General features: G+C 70.5%; 12 protein-coding genes and 1 pseudogene. 8 read left to right on the forward strand and 5 right to left on the reverse strand.

All coding sequences use genetic code 11. The annotated features are described in order from the left end of the window. Positions 1-44 precede the first annotated feature (44 nt). On the forward strand, positions 45-941 hold the full coding sequence (locus WMF20_RS46105; protein WP_437608104.1) for an SOS response-associated peptidase: 897 nt from the start codon (positions 45-47) through the stop codon (positions 939-941). A gap of 93 nt (positions 942-1,034) precedes the next feature. Here the strand turns inward: WMF20_RS46105 and WMF20_RS46110 are convergent, their stop codons facing one another. Both WMF20_RS46110 and WMF20_RS46115 read right to left on the reverse strand, forming a co-directional pair. Further along, positions 1,035-1,823, reverse strand: a complete 789-nt coding sequence (locus WMF20_RS46110; RefSeq protein WP_437608105.1) for a hemerythrin domain-containing protein — start codon at positions 1,821-1,823, stop codon at positions 1,035-1,037. Between the two features lie 399 nt (positions 1,824-2,222). Then, the gene (locus tag WMF20_RS46115; RefSeq protein ID WP_437608106.1) at positions 2,223-4,514 is read right to left on the reverse strand and encodes a sulfatase-like hydrolase/transferase; all 2,292 of its coding nucleotides are present in this window, start codon (positions 4,512-4,514) and stop codon (positions 2,223-2,225) included. 220 nt (positions 4,515-4,734) lie between these two features. On the opposite strand from WMF20_RS46115, the gene WMF20_RS46120 reads away from it, so the two are divergent. From WMF20_RS46120 to WMF20_RS46145, 6 genes are all read left to right on the forward strand, one after another. Then, positions 4,735-5,439, forward strand: a complete 705-nt coding sequence (locus WMF20_RS46120; protein WP_437608107.1) for an AAA family ATPase — start codon at positions 4,735-4,737, stop codon at positions 5,437-5,439. Next, the gene (locus WMF20_RS46125) at positions 5,436-5,612 is read left to right on the forward strand and encodes a hypothetical protein (RefSeq protein ID WP_437608108.1); all 177 of its coding nucleotides are present in this window, start codon (positions 5,436-5,438) and stop codon (positions 5,610-5,612) included. The genes WMF20_RS46120 and WMF20_RS46125 overlap by 4 nt, the downstream gene beginning before the upstream one ends. Positions 5,613-5,677: 65 nt before the next feature. Continuing rightward, on the forward strand, positions 5,678-6,280 hold the full coding sequence (locus WMF20_RS46130; RefSeq protein ID WP_437608109.1) for a hypothetical protein: 603 nt from the start codon (positions 5,678-5,680) through the stop codon (positions 6,278-6,280). A 62-nt stretch (positions 6,281-6,342) separates the two neighbouring features. After that, positions 6,343-6,717, forward strand: a complete 375-nt coding sequence (locus tag WMF20_RS46135) for a hypothetical protein (protein WP_437608110.1) — start codon at positions 6,343-6,345, stop codon at positions 6,715-6,717. Then, on the forward strand, positions 6,641-7,636 hold the full coding sequence (locus WMF20_RS46140; RefSeq protein WP_437608111.1) for a hypothetical protein: 996 nt from the start codon (positions 6,641-6,643) through the stop codon (positions 7,634-7,636). Before WMF20_RS46135 ends, WMF20_RS46140 begins: the two co-directional genes overlap by 77 nt. 44 nt (positions 7,637-7,680) lie before the next feature. Beyond that, positions 7,681-8,142, forward strand: coding sequence for a hypothetical protein (locus WMF20_RS46145; RefSeq protein WP_437608112.1), 462 nt, complete (start codon positions 7,681-7,683; stop codon positions 8,140-8,142). Between the two features lie 201 nt (positions 8,143-8,343). On the opposite strand, the pseudogene WMF20_RS46150 reads toward WMF20_RS46145, so the two are convergent. From WMF20_RS46150 to WMF20_RS46160, 3 genes and pseudogenes are all read right to left on the reverse strand, one after another. Then, positions 8,344-9,039 (reverse strand): annotated as a pseudogene (locus tag WMF20_RS46150) (transposase); the annotation flags it as partial. A gap of 377 nt (positions 9,040-9,416) precedes the next feature. Beyond that, a complete protein-coding gene (locus tag WMF20_RS46155) occupies positions 9,417-9,851 on the reverse strand; it encodes a hypothetical protein (protein ID WP_437608113.1) in 435 nt (144 codons plus the stop codon). Between the two features lie 16 nt (positions 9,852-9,867). Beyond that, positions 9,868-11,454 carry an RHS repeat domain-containing protein gene (locus WMF20_RS46160; protein WP_437608114.1) on the reverse strand — a complete coding sequence of 529 codons (1,587 nt, stop codon included), beginning with the start codon at positions 11,452-11,454 and terminating at the stop codon, positions 9,868-9,870. 738 nt (positions 11,455-12,192) lie between these two features. Here WMF20_RS46160 and WMF20_RS46165 point away from each other — a divergent pair. After that, positions 12,193-13,617 (forward strand): IS110 family transposase, encoded by a 1,425-nt coding sequence (locus tag WMF20_RS46165; protein ID WP_437606630.1) that lies wholly within the window; start codon positions 12,193-12,195, stop codon positions 13,615-13,617. Position 13,618 lies beyond the last annotated feature (1 nt).

Raw genomic sequence — 13,618 nt, forward strand, 5'->3', positions numbered from 1 at the left:
CCGGAGCGCCCTTGTAGGCGCGCGGATGGCGCTAATCTAGTGGTATGTGCGCGCGCTTTACCCTCGCCGTTCCGGACTTCGCATCCCTCGTCGCCATGCTGGAGGCGTACCTCGGCGCGGGCGCCGCGAACGGCGGCCCCGCTCGGGCGATCGCCGCCGACCCGAAGGCGGCCGCGCTCTACCGGCCCCGGTACAACATCGCCCCGTCGACCGTCCACCCCGTGCTGCGCGCGCAGGGCGGCCGGCGGGAGCTCGTGGCGGCGACCTGGGGGTTCACCGGCCGCTTCGGCGGGGGCGGCGCGGCGCCTTCGCTCCTCGCCAACGCGCGGGCCGAGAGCGCGCGGACGAAGCCGACGTTCCGCGGCGCGTTCGCGGCGCGCCGCTGCGTGGTGCCCGCGGACGGCTTCTACGAGTGGACCGGGCCGAAGGGCGCGCGGCGGCCGACGTGGTTCCACCCTGCCGGGGGCGGGCTGCTCCGCATGGCGGGGCTGTACCAGCCGGCGAAGGAGCCCGACGCGGGGGACATCGACGTCCGCTTCACGATCCTGACCACCGAGGCGAGCGCCGACGTGGCGCAGGTCCACGACCGCATGCCGGTCCTCCTCGCGCCCGAGGACGTGGATCTCTGGCTGGGCGTCGGCGACGGCGAGGCATCGGACGCCGATCGCGTCGAGGCGCTGCTCCGGCCGGCGCCGCGCGGCTCCCTCGCGGCGCGCGCCGTCTCGACGCGGGTCAACGCGGTCGGCCACGACGACCCTGCCCTGCTGGAGGAGGTCGCGGCGGAGGCCGCTGCCCCGAAAGCCGACCCGGCGAAGGCCGCTGCTCCGAAGTCCGGCCCGGCGAAGGCCGCCGCCTCGAAGGCCGGCGGCACGCTCCCGCTCTTCGACCTCGATGCAGGCGCGGGGCCCGCCGTCCCCTCCGGACGGACCCCGCGCCGCTGACGTTCCCCGGCGTCCGCCGGCATTCCCCGGCGTCCGCCGGCATTCCCCGGCGTCCACCGGCATTCCCCGGCGCTCCCGAGGTGTGCCGCGATCTCAGCGCGCGGAGGCGTTGCTCGTGCGACCGCCCTTGCGGCCCGTGCGGCTCGTCTTCGCCGGCCGGCTCGCCGTGGCCCGGCTCGTCGTCGCCCGGCCCGTCTTGCGCGCGGGCGCGGCCCGCCCGGTCTTCGCCGGCGCCGTGTCTGCCGCCTTCTTCCGTCCGGTCGTGGCCGCGGCGCCGCGGCGGCCCTTCGGGGCGCCCCGCGACGTCTCGGCGCGCTGCGTCGACGCGCGCTTCGCGGGCGGACGCTTGGCCGCCGCCTTGCGCGCCGGAGGCTTCGCGGCCCGCGTGCGGCGGCCGCCGGTGGCGGGCATGCTCTTCGCGACGTTCTGGCTCAGGAGCGCCTCGACGTCGCCCTCGCGCACCTGGTCGAAGCGCGCCTCGAGGCGGGCCCCGAGCTCCTCGAGCCGGTCGGCGCCCATGGCGCGCTCGGCCTGGGGCAGGAGCTCCCGCTCCTCCACCTCGACGTGGTGTCGCACGAGCTCCTTGAGCACACCCAGCCTGGCGTGAAAGGTTTCGTCACCCGGCTCGGTGCTGAGCAATTTCTGCAACATGATCTCGACCAGGGAGTGCTCCTCGTACGAGGTCGGGATCAGGGGGGAGGCGCCGAGCGCCTCCCGGGTCGCGGGGTAGAAGAGCTCCTCCTCGATGGCCGAGTGGCCCACGAGGCACGCCACGAGCTCGTCCCGGAGCGCGCCGATCTCGCTGGTGTCGGCCTGCGCGATGCGCTCGAAGAGCTCGTCGACTTCCCGGTGCTGCTCCTTCAATAGGTCGGTCGCCTTCATGCGGGGACTCCTCTCACGGAAAGATGAAGCGCCATCGAGGCGCTTTGCCTGTGCGGTCTGCGGCGTTTGCGCGAAGCATGCCAGGCGCCCGGCGCGCGCGGAGCGAGCGCATCACGCGCACGCCAACGCGCGCGCGGCGGGCGCATGACGCGCACGCGCGGGCGCGGGCGTACGTCGGCCGATGGATCGATCGATCGCTCGATCGACGCCGCGCGCGGGAGCGCGGAGCGGGGCATGCTGCCTCGCAGCGGGGCAGATGGCGTCGCGGAGCGCGAGCGTGCGCGGCCTGCGCGATGTCGCGGACGCCCTCGCCCGCGCCCCGCGGCGGCGCGCGCCGCCGGGCGCCGTCAGCGGGCCATCGTCAGCGCGACGCCGCGCCGGCGCGGCGTCGCGCGGGCGTCACTGCGCGCCCCATACGTTGAGCACGGCCGCCGTCTCCGCGTCGATCGTGGCCGGCTCCCGTTGCGCCGCGGGCGCGCGCAGGGACAGGTCGAACGTCACGGTGCGCCGGAAGAGCGACAGGGTGGCGAGCGGCATCACCTCGCGTCGGTTGAACGCGCAGGTCGGGTCCACGTCGAGGTTGCAGAGGAAGGGGGGGACGCCGAGCCGCCCCGAAAGCACGAGGTTGCCCCAGCGCGTGGCGTAGCGATCGCCGAGGGCGGCGATCTGGGGGTCGCGCTCGACGCCCTGGAGGCCCGAGGCGACGGCCGCCAGATCCTTCCCGAGCGGCTCGCGAGCGAACGAGAGGCCGAGGGCGGCGACGGCGGTGCGCGTGATGTCGATGATCTCGGTCGGGGCAGAGATGCGCTGGCCGGCGTAAAGGTCGCCGGGAAAGTGGACATAAAGCGGGAGCGTCAGGACCGGCTCCTGGAGGTCGAGGCTCTCGGCGTAGAGCGTGGCGTCGGAGCGACCGCTGGCCAGGTCGCCGGTGACGATGAAGAGGGTCTCGTCCCAGAGGCCGGCGGACTTGAGGGTCCCGATGAGGTTGCCGAGCGCGCGGTCCTGGCCGGCGAGCGCGATGGAGAAGAGGTCGCGGATCCGGTCCCGATCTTCGGGGCTGAGGACGTCGCGGCGCCGGTTGCGCAGCCTGGCCAGGATCTGGGCGGCGCGGCGCGGCTCGATCGGGCCGGCGTAATCGGCAGGCTTGAGGGCGTTCAGCTCCTTCGGGCCGACCTCCCAGGGCGGGTGGCCGCCGCGCGCGTGGACGAACGCGAGCAGGCGGTTGCCGGCGTCCTGGCGAACGGTCTCGCTGATCCAGGCGGTGGCGGCGTCGATCGGGGTGGTGGCCGGCTCGCCGCTGGTCGGGGGGTGCTCGAGGACGCGGGACCAGCCGGGTCCGAAGCCGAAGGCCCGGAAGGTGGTGGGGACGCCGGTGAAGAACCCGGTCCGGATGCTGCTGTCGCTCGCGATGGAGCCGATGGTGGTCATGCGGGCGGGGAGGCGGGCCCCGGTGTCGGTGACGGTATGGGCCGCCGGCGGCAGCCCGGTGAGCAGCGACGCGATCACGGCGGACACGACCGTGCTCGGGCCCCGGTGGTGATCGAACGTCGTCGCGGACGTGGCGAGCTCGGACAGCGTCGCGAGGTGCGGCTCGGGGCGGCCGCTCCAGGGGGGCACATCGGGCCGCTCGACCCCGTTCAGGGCGACGATCACGACGGCGCGCGCCGCGCGCACGGGCGGCGGGGGCTCCTGCGATCCGGCGAGGACGGGGTCGCCGAAGAGGATGCGGCCGCCGCGGGCCGCGGCGGTGGCGCGGAGCTCGAGGGTGATGAGGGAGCCCTCGAAGGGCGCGAGCGGCAGCTCGACGTCGGTCCAGGTCGCCTTGTCGCCGCCCTCGACGTGGACGCGGTGGAGCGCGAGGGGCTCCTGGCCATCGCGCAGGACGCGGATCTCGGCGTCGCCTTCGCCGGCGCCCAGCACGCCGACGGCCGTGCGGAGGCGGGTCACCTTGGACGGGCGGAAGGTGCACCGGACGGCGCCCGGGGCGCGCAGCGCGATGGACCGGTGCGGGACGCCCGACAGCGCCGCGGCGGGCGCGACGACGTCGCGCAGGGTCGGAGGGCCGTAGGTGGCCGGGTCCTCGTCGGGGATGCCGACGCGGACCCAGTCGATGTCCGCGAACGACTCCCCTTCGCGGAGGCGGCCGGAGAACCGGATCGTGAGGGTGTGCAGGCCGGGGTCGGCCGGGAGCGTGGTCGTCGGGGTCGAGGCGATGCGGATCTGGTCGCGCTGGAAGCGGAGGGTCCCGAGGAGCTGGTCATCCAGCGAGATCGTGGCGTACCGGGAAGCCAGGCCGACCGCGCGGGCGGACACGAAGATGGGGCTCGCGGACGGCAGGAGGAACGTGAGCTTGATCTGCCGATCCGAGATGCGCGCCCAGGTGGATCCGGCGTGCTCGACCGCCTTGATGCCGGTGGGCACGGTCCCCTGCCAGGCGAAGCGGCCGAGGAGGGCGTTGGCGCCGGTGTCGAACAGGAGCCCCCGGTGCTCGATGTCGCAGTTGCGCAGCTCGTCCACGAGGTGCACGAGGTCGCGGGCCGGGGGCAGCGGGGTCGCTGCGGGGCTCGCGGACGCGGCCGCGGCGGCGCCGGCCGGGAGCTCGCGGGTCGACGTCTCGCACCCGGTGCAGCCGGAGAGGAGCGCGGCCGCGGCGGCGAGGAGCGCGGCGGAGGGGTGGCGGGGTCGGATCACGCGGGCGCGCACGGGGCGTGCTCTACCACGAGCGGGGATCGCGCGACGCCTTCACGGGCGTCGGGCGGCCCACGCCCGGCGCGCCGTGGGATCACGCCGAGGGTCCACGTCGCGGCACCGCCCCGGCGGGGGAGGAGTCCGGCCGGCCGAGCTCGAGCTGGTCCCGGAAGCGCTGTCCTGCCGCGCACCCCGTGTTACGAAGAGCTCGGCCATGGCAGACTTGTACGGCGAGCTCGAGTTCCCTCCGCGCGCCGAGTACCTGGACCAGTACAAGAACTACCAGGTCGACATCGCGCACTGGCAGCGGCTTGCCGGACAGTTTCAGAAGGCGTTCCGCCAGGTCTATGCGCGTCGCAGCGCCGCCGTGCTGCTCGTTCACGGGCCGCAGGGCTCGGGCAAGTCGATGTTCAGCGCGCGTCTGGCGCAGGACCACGAGCGTACGCGCGGCGGCGCTTTCGCGCCGGACCTCCGCAACAACCTATGGCACGTGCTCGTGGCCACGGACCAGCCGGACGAGCGTGCGATCGAGGATGTGACGAGGGATACCGTGCTCAGGCTGGTCGACGAGCACAAATCGCAGAATTGGCTCGAAGAGCTGCGGGGCTTCGCCACATCGGACAGGTCCCGGGTACGGCTGATCGTCTGCGACGACATGCACAAGGACAGCATGATGCGCCCGTGGACCGAGATGTCGCCCAGGGACTTCTACGAGGCTCGCCAGGCTGGTCCCGACGCCATCCTCGCCTACCTCGCCGAGCGGCTCAACGACGCCTGCCGGCACGAGTTCCAGCGCTCGATTTTCGTGATGCTCTCGAACGACCAAGCGTGGATCGAGAAGCTGCACGGGCACCTCGAGCGCTGGTACCAGGGCCTCTCTACCGTGCTGACGCTGCCGGTACCGGAAGCGCCGACGCTGGAGAGGTGAGCTACTGGTACTGCCTCGACGCGGCACAGACAGAGCAGCGGAAGGAGGTGCGGCGCGTGCTCATGGAAGGGAGCGGTTTCACCAGCTCCTTCCATGCGGTCAGCCAGTCGCTAGCACCAAACGCCCCCGATCCCTTCAGAGCGCTCACCGACGACTTCCGCCTCAACGCATGATAGTCGCCTGAGCCTGGCTGCTGCAGGCTTTCGTCGCTGTGGGATGCTCGTCGTGGGAGGGCATCATGACGACGGACACGGCGACGAGACAGGCGAGCGAGGCGCCGCAGCAGGCGTGGGTCCGCTGGCAGCGCGAGCATGCGGACGTGCTGGAGGGGGCGACACGGTCGGAGCAAGTCCTGCTGGAGGCGGCGGTGCGGTTTGGGGCCGCCATCGCGGCCCAGCCGATCCTGCTGCGCGTCGCGGCCTATTTCCTCCTGCATGCGGACATGGGCCTGACGGCCGCGCAAGTGGGCGCGGCGGTTGGTCGTACCGACCGGGCCATGCGCACCGTGCGCACGCTCTCGGCCCACCAGATGCTCGAATCGATCTGGGCGGAGCTCGGGCGACACCGGCAACCGCGGCTGCGCCCGGAGCATGCCGGTCCGATCGCGAAGTACTTGGTCGACCATCCACGATGCACTCAGCCCGAGGTGGTCGCGTTCATCCAGCGCGAGCTCGGTGTCGACATCGAGCAGCAGACGCTCCGCCGGTTTCTCGACGCCTACGGACTGTACGTCTTTCGCCCGGATCACGATCGCGCGGAGGCGCATGGCGCGCGCCCCACCTCATCGGGCGCACCCCTTTCGGGGGCGCCTTCCTCCTGCTGCCGGCCGCGCTCGCCCTGAGTCGCGTCGCGGAGCGCACGCTGGCCAGAGCGCTGGGGAGCGCGGACAAGGCGCGGCGCCTCGTGCTGTCGCTGTTCTTCCGCGCGAGCCTGGGCATCGAGCGCATCTTTCACTTCGAGACCCTCGACGATCCGGGCTTCGCGATCCTGTCGGGCGGCAAGAAGGTCATATCTCGATCCCGCCTTGGCGGGCTCGTGCGCGCGGTGACGACCGAGGGGGTCAAGAAGCTCACGCGCGCCACCGAGGCGTGGGGCGCGCTGCGAAACCGCAGGGTGACTGAGCCTCGACGAGCACGTCGTCGCCCGCTTCACCCGCAAGTTCAAGATCGCGAAGGGCTTCCATACCCTCCGCAACAAGAAGATGCGCGCCGAGAAGCTCTTCTTCCTGCACTGGCCCCAGGCGCGCCGCTTCCTCGGGCTTGTCGCCACCCGCGGTAACGGCAAGCTCATCGAGCGGACCATCGGCTTCCTCCGCGCTGTGCGTCGCCGCGTCCAGGTCCGTCAACTTCGCCTGATCATCGATGCGGGCGCCTCCGCCACCAACGAAGGCCTCCAGTGCCTCGACCGCTTCGGCAAGACCGTGTTCTTGATCCGCGCCCCTCGTCGGCCGGGCTATGTCGACGCCTGGAAGCGATTGCCTCGAGCACGGTTCACCCCCTACGAGGAGCCCGGCCGGTACAAGGGCGCCAAGCCCAAGCAGATCGAGCTCGCCGAGACGACCACCACGATCCGCGGCATCGCTCGGCCCCTGCGTACCGTGGTCGTGCGCGAGCACGCGATGAAGGGCAAGGACCGCTGGCACGCGCTCTTCGTCTTGCACGACACCACGACGCCGGCCCTGGAGCTGCTGCACGAGTACCGCACTCGCCAGCACCATGAGCAGGGCTACCGAATTGGCGTCCACGACCTGTGGCTCGACACCTCGGCGAGCGGTTACCCCAAGCGCGGTCGGCCCGACCGCCCCGGATTTCGCCAAGGGCCGCTCGCGCTCTCCGCCTGGATCGCCGCGCTCGCCTGGGACGCGCTCCGCGCCTTGGGCGATGCCCTGCCCCCTCGCTTCCACTTCGCCCACCCGCGCACGTTGCGGCGCTGGGTGCTGAGGCGCGACGCCGACCTGATCCTCACGCCCTCGCACCTGCTCGTCGTGCTGGCATTCCTGCCGCGTCGAGCCTGGCTCCGCCCGCTCGTCCAACGCTTCAATGCGGCAGAGATCAGCTTGCCGTGGCTCCGCGGGCGCCGCGTCGTGATGGGGTTCGCTGCCAGGGGCCGCACGCCGCCAGACGCACGGCCTGTGCTGACGAATGCCGCGGAAGCGGGTTCTGGCGGCGCGGAGGGCTGTGGGAGCATTTGGTGCTAGATGCCGCGTCGCGGCGCACGGGTCGCCCCGGCAACCCCAACGTCTTGACGCTTGTCACCCTGGGCTCGGAGCTCGCGGAGGTGCAGACATTCCTGAACGATCGCGAGATCGATGCCGAGCCGGGACACGGGGCGAGCCCACGGCACCTGGGCGTATGGGAGATGCGCGGGCCATGGGCCTCGAAGATCGTGCGCAAGCCGAGTCGGGAGCTCCTGCGCCGCGCCCGGATGCTGGAGTCCGAGTTCATGCTGCGCTGGGTGAGCCTGGATATGGTCGGGACCTACGCGCTGCTGCAGCCGCCAGCATCCGGCGACCTCGGCGATGAGCTCCTGCTGCTCATCCTGCGGCGGCCGTCGATCGGGACCCTGAAATCGACCCGCGATGCGTGGCGATCGGAGTGCGCCGCGCTCGACACCAGGCTCGACAATCCCGTTCGCCGCGGTGGAGGTGGAGAAGCTCTTCAAGGATTTCATGACGCTCGGGCAGCGCCGCAGCACATTGTATGAACCGGCCCTCCGCCACCGTGCGGGCGCGGCCAGGCTCTTCAGCGTACATTTCGCGCCTACGGGGCGCGAGTGGGCCGAGGGCAATGCGCGAGCGGTGTTCGGTTGAAGAAATGCGGTATCGATTACAATCAGGCGCGTCCAGAGCGTCACGAAGACACACGTCCCCCTTACCCCCACGATGATTTTCGGCTGGTTCCGGGCTCAATTCGGCCAGCGGGCGAGCTGCGAGCGCTCGGGTACGTGCAGCTTCGTGCCCCGAGCCGAGCGGGCCAACCGTCCCGGCACGAGGATCAGCGCGCGGCGCAGCTACGGCGTTCGCCAGCTCGCCAGGTGCGGAACATGGTCCAGCACATACCGGCGCATCAGGTTGGCGGTCAGCAGCTTCAGCAGCAGCGCGGCATGATTGGCGTTGAAGCTGTGGCTCGGCACGCGACCGCATCCCCACCCGTGCTTGAGATCGCCGATGAGCGGCTCGATGCCCGCGCGCAGGTCATACCGCGCCGCGACGTCTTCCGGCGCTTCGACCGGCTCGTTGGTCAAGAAGACCTCCACCGTGTAGTCGAGGCCCTCCCAGAGGTAGATCTGCCTGCCGTTCTCCCGGTCGCGCGTACGTACGGCGATCACGCGGACCCCATCCGGCCAATCGCTGCGCCGGAAGGGGACCTCGGCCACCTGCCGTCGAGGACGACCGTCAGCATCCCGGTCGGTGGTACGCCACCCGGTAGCGTGTGCGACCATGCCCACCAGATCGGGGCTCATCCGCGCCTTGGTCAGGAAAAAGCATCCCTTCACGGCAACGGCGTGCATCAAGGCGCTGTAATCCCCCGCGCCATCGATCCGCACGTAGATGACCGCGCTCGGCGCTGCGGCGCGCGCCCGGTCGATGCACTCCTCGACGGCGACCCCCGTCAGGTTCGTCTCCGTGGGTTTGACGTGGATTGTGGAAGGGTCTGGCCGCCGGATGCGCTTCTGGTGCCGCCCGTCGCCTTTCCTCTTGAACCCAAGCTGGCGCCGGCGCACCTTGGAGGTGCTCGGCGTGCGTCTTCGTTTCGTCATAGCAACCGGGACCGGTCGCCACGCCGAGCCTTTCTTTCAAGGCGTTCCGTTTACGCCGCCAGCTTTCTCACGCCTCGGAGCGGCTTCGTAGGCGCGAAATCCACGTTTAGAGCCCGTGCCATCACCACGGGATCGGGCGGCCGAGCCGATCCCGTACCGTTGGCGCCACCGGTCGGGGTGCTCCGCTGCATCACGCACCAGACGTCCTGGCACGTTCATCAATTGTGGACGTGCAGCGTGTCAGAAAATAGACTGTGCAACAGGTTGTACTGTTCTATCCAATGGTCCTCCGCTCGGTTCGACATCTGCATGAACCACTCCATGTGCTCAAGCGCGTCGCGCTCTACCCACCGTGGATACAAGACGCAGATAACTGCCCTCATTGCGCATGCTTCCGGCTCTTCAGTGTTTGTAGACCATGATTTTGCGTCGAGTTCCTGCCAACATTCGACTCGGGCCGCTTCGAGCTCGTTTTCCGTGGCCAGTCCGGCCCAGTATCGTTGCGCCACCACCAGCGCCGACGTGCCCGAGTCTGACAGGCGATCTTTGATCAGTATACAACTCTCTACCATGAAGCGAACGCAACGGTCCGCGTGCTTGTTCAGCCCGACCTCTTCGTCGATTTTGTTCAGTAGGTCTATCGTGCGGTTCAATCGGCTTCCCTCGATGTCAGAAATCTACACCAAACTGTCCGAGGACGGCCGCACAGCTCCGACAGGCATCTATCCTGCTTGCGTGCGCTGGATGCCCCGGTCGTCGTATTCTCACGGCTGTGCTTACGCCGCCGCGCGGGTCGATTCCCGCCGCCAGCGTCTGGGTGATACAGCCGATCTCGGCACATGCTCCGTGAAACGGCGACCGTTCAGCCGCTGGCACGCGGTCAAGTGCTTGTGCCACGCGAGGATCAATAGTTCGTGATGCTCCTCCTGTGCTTACGTCGGTGAAGGTCTTATTTCCCACGCGAAGTTCGGCCGCCACACCACTTGTCCGGCCTGCCGCCTGCGCGGCGTTGGCTCTTTCGATGGCCGCTGCTCCCCTAACGCCTCCCACCGCCGCCGATTCTTCGGCAATCGCTCCCAGCCCTCTCCCGGTCCCGAAAACGGCCGCTGCCGCGAGGAGCACCGTCTTCGTCCCCGCCGCGCCCGCTAACCGGTAGTCACCTCCGTCGATCGCGAGCGCCGTGTCCGCCGCGCCCCGCCCGATCTGGTAGAGCGGGTTCACCGCGTTCAGCGCGCCGAGGAGCCCGCCCTCTTCGTACCCCGCCCACGTCGCGCTGCCGAGCTCGTATCCGCTGTAGATTCCGAGCGTCAGCGCGTTCAGCGCCAGCGACCGCGCGAGCCCCGCTGCCAGCTCGGCCGTCCCCTCCGCGGCGCCCAGCAAGCTCTGGCCAACCACGGCGCTGGTGCCCGTGTGCTCCGGCGCCGTGCTCACCGGCTGCGGCACGTACCCGGACGCGCTGCCGGTCGTGCTGACGTCGATCGGCGGCATGGCGCCGCCCGTCTCGGCAGCCACGATGCTCAGATCGGCGTCAGCGCGCGCCTCGTGCTCCGGGGACGGGACGACACTCAGCTTGAGTCCGATCGGCGCCAGGTCGAGCACTTCCCAACGGAACTCCGCGCCGGCCGGCAGCGGTGAGCGAGCCCCGTCCTCCGGGAGCGCTTGTTGAAAGCCGCCCGGATCGACGTACGCGAGCGGGTTGTTCAGCACGTAGCTGTACGGATTCCAGCTCTGCCCGAAGGACGGGATCGACACGATCGGGTCGGTCGTTAAGAACCGCCCGGTCTTGGGATCGTAGATCCTGCCCTTCATGTTCACGAGCCCGAGCTCGTCGTCGCTCTCGTGCCCGGTGAACCCCTGCGTCGTCTCGCTCGGGAACGACGCCGGCGGGCGCTCTCCCCACGCGGGGTTCCTGCGCTGCCCGAACGGGTCGTAGCTCCGCCGCTCGATGACGTCGCCGTCCTCGTCGGTGAGCGCATCGACCGAGCCGAGGTGGTCGACATGCACGTAGCGCGTGCCGTCGCCGGAGCTTCCGCGGGTCACGATCGCCACCACGCGCTCCGGCGAGTGGACGTGATACCGATGCTCCACGGTGCCCGACGCCGCCTCGGTCACCCGCTCGTACAGATCGCCGAAGTAGAGCGTCTCCTTGTCCGGCGTGGTCTTGCGGATCCGCTGCTGATCGCCGTCGTAGGCGAACGTGATGATGCTCGCGCCCTGCGTGATGCGCTCCGGCAGGTCGAACGGCGTATACCGCACGGTCGTGCCGCCGGGCCGCGCGATCTGATTGCCAACGGCGTCATACCGGTTATGAACGTGGTGTGACCGCCGCCCCGCATTCGCTCTCGGTACGTTGGTGTGCAGCAGCGGCTGTCCTGGCGACGAGCGTCGCGCGACTGGAATCACAGCGGCTCGGGCGGTGGCCAAGGCGGAGGAGCGCGAGCGCGCGGCAAGCAGGCTGCGCCGACTGGAGGCAGCGTCTGCCGCGCGCCGGCGTCCGGCGGCCCAGGCGCGCCGGCGGGATGAGCGACAAGCAAGCGCCCGGAGCGTCGCGCCTCGGCCGCCGGACGCCCCGATCAAGAGGAGAGGCGAGCAGGGATCGGCAGGAAGCGAGCGCGTTGCGGGACGCACGCCAGCGCCCAGCTCATGCGTCAAAAAGGTTGCAAAGATTTCGTCCCATGCTGGCCTTCCTCGCACCGGGCATGGGACGGGGTGAGACGCTGTCTCCCCAGAAAGTGCGGTGCGAGGGGGTCGTTCACCCCGGGGTCGGTCGCTTTCGCGTATGGGCCATGAGCCCGCTGTCATATGTGACCGCCCCACCGGCCCACCCGGCTGAGCCTCGAGCTCGGATAGGTAGGTGCCGTACGACCCGTTGTTCCGTCGGCGTGGTGGCCAGTCGACCGCGAAGGTCAACCACCTCGCCGGGTCCTCATCGAAGGACTCGCTCGCCTGGGCACCCGGGCAGCACGACCCTCCTCGCACCGCTGGAGAGAGCGTATGGACTCTGTCGGCCTGGATGTCCACAAGGATGCGGTCGAAGCGGCCGTGATCGACGAGGCAGGCAAGCTGCGCCGTCGCGTCCGCTTCCCTTGCACCCGCGAGGAGCTCGTACGGTTCGCCAAGCGCTACCTGGGCCCGAACGCCCGTGTGGCGCTGGAGGCGACGAGCCACACCTGGACCATCGTGGAGGTGCTCCGCCCGCTCGCGGCCGAGATCGTCGTCTCCAATCCGCTGCGCACGCGGGCGATTGCCGACGCGAAGGTCAAGACCGACAAGGTCGACGCGCTGGTGCTGGCGCAGCTGCTGCGCGCCGACTACCTGCCGCGGGTGTGGCAACCCGATCAGGCGACGCAAGGACGGCGCCGGCTGACCAACCGTCGAGCGTCGCTCGTGGCCGACAGGACGCGGGTGAAGAATCGCATTCACGCCGTCTTGCACCAGCGTCTGATTCACCCGATGGTCAACGAGCTGTTTGGAACGAAGGGACGCGCCTGGCTGGAGACGCTGGAGCTGGATGGCGCAGGTCGCGCCGCGCTCGACAGCGAGCTGCGGCTGCTCGGACAGCTGGAGTCGGAGCTTTCGCGGCTCGACGAGGAGCTGGCCGTCGACGGGTACGACGAGCCGCGCGTGCGGCTCTTGATGACGCTGCCGGGCGTGGACGTGGCGGTGGCGCAAACGCTCTTGGCGGCGCTCGGAGACATCCAGCGCTTTCGCTCGCCCGACCACGCTGCGAGCTACCTCGGGCTGGTGCCCTCGACCTATCAGTCGGGCGATCCCGAACACGTCTACCACGGGCGCATCACCAAGCAGGGCAAGGGGCAGGCGCGCTGGATGCTGGTGCAAGCCGCGCAGCACGTCGGCAACCACCCAGGACCGCTCGGCAACTTCTTTCGACGGCTCGCCAAGCGCAAGAACCGCAACGTGGCTGTGGTGGCCACCGCGCGCAAGCTGGTGACCATCGCCTACCACATGCTCAAGAACAACGAGCCGTATCGCTATGCGGTGCCGCGCTCGACCGACACCAAGCTGGCCCGGATGCGCGTGAAGGCGACCGGCGAGCGGCGCCGGACCGGGCTGCCAAAGGGACAGCCGCGCCCCAAGGCGTACGGCTCGGGCGTGCGCACCCGCACCGTGCCCGCGCTCGATACGATCTACGAGCGCGAGGGGCTGCCGCCGATCGCGCCGCTGTCCGACGGCGAGCTGCGGATGCTGCGCCAGCAGAAGGTGCTCAAGCACGTCGCGCAGACCAGCCGCCCTCAGCGGCTGCCTCGTCGCGCAGCGACCCCCGCGCGGCCCGAAGCTGCTGGGGCGGCAGCCTCGTCTCTGCGGTCCGCCCGGCCGGCATCCGCCCGGCAAGCGCCAGCGACGACGCGGCGGGCCAAGTCCGCGCAGGCCCCTTCTCCCGGCCGGAGGTCGACGTGAA

This window comes from Sorangium sp. So ce834, assembly GCF_051521425.1.
Lineage (GTDB): Bacteria > Myxococcota_A > Polyangia > Polyangiales > Polyangiaceae > Sorangium > Sorangium cellulosum_D.

Bases quoted from the DNA above. Each gene is read 5' to 3' on its own strand.
- WMF20_RS46105 (WP_437608104.1), top strand. From the start codon at position 45: ATGTGCGCGCGCTTTACCCTCGCCGTTCCGGACTTCGCATCCCTCGTC.
- WMF20_RS46110 (WP_437608105.1), bottom strand. From the start codon at position 1,823: ATGAAGGCGACCGACCTATTGAAGGAGCAGCACCGGGAAGTCGACGAG.
- WMF20_RS46130 (WP_437608109.1), top strand. From the start codon at position 5,678: ATGACGACGGACACGGCGACGAGACAGGCGAGCGAGGCGCCGCAGCAG.
- WMF20_RS46140 (WP_437608111.1), top strand. From the start codon at position 6,641: ATGCGCGCCGAGAAGCTCTTCTTCCTGCACTGGCCCCAGGCGCGCCGC.
- WMF20_RS46165 (WP_437606630.1), top strand. From the start codon at position 12,193: ATGGACTCTGTCGGCCTGGATGTCCACAAGGATGCGGTCGAAGCGGCC.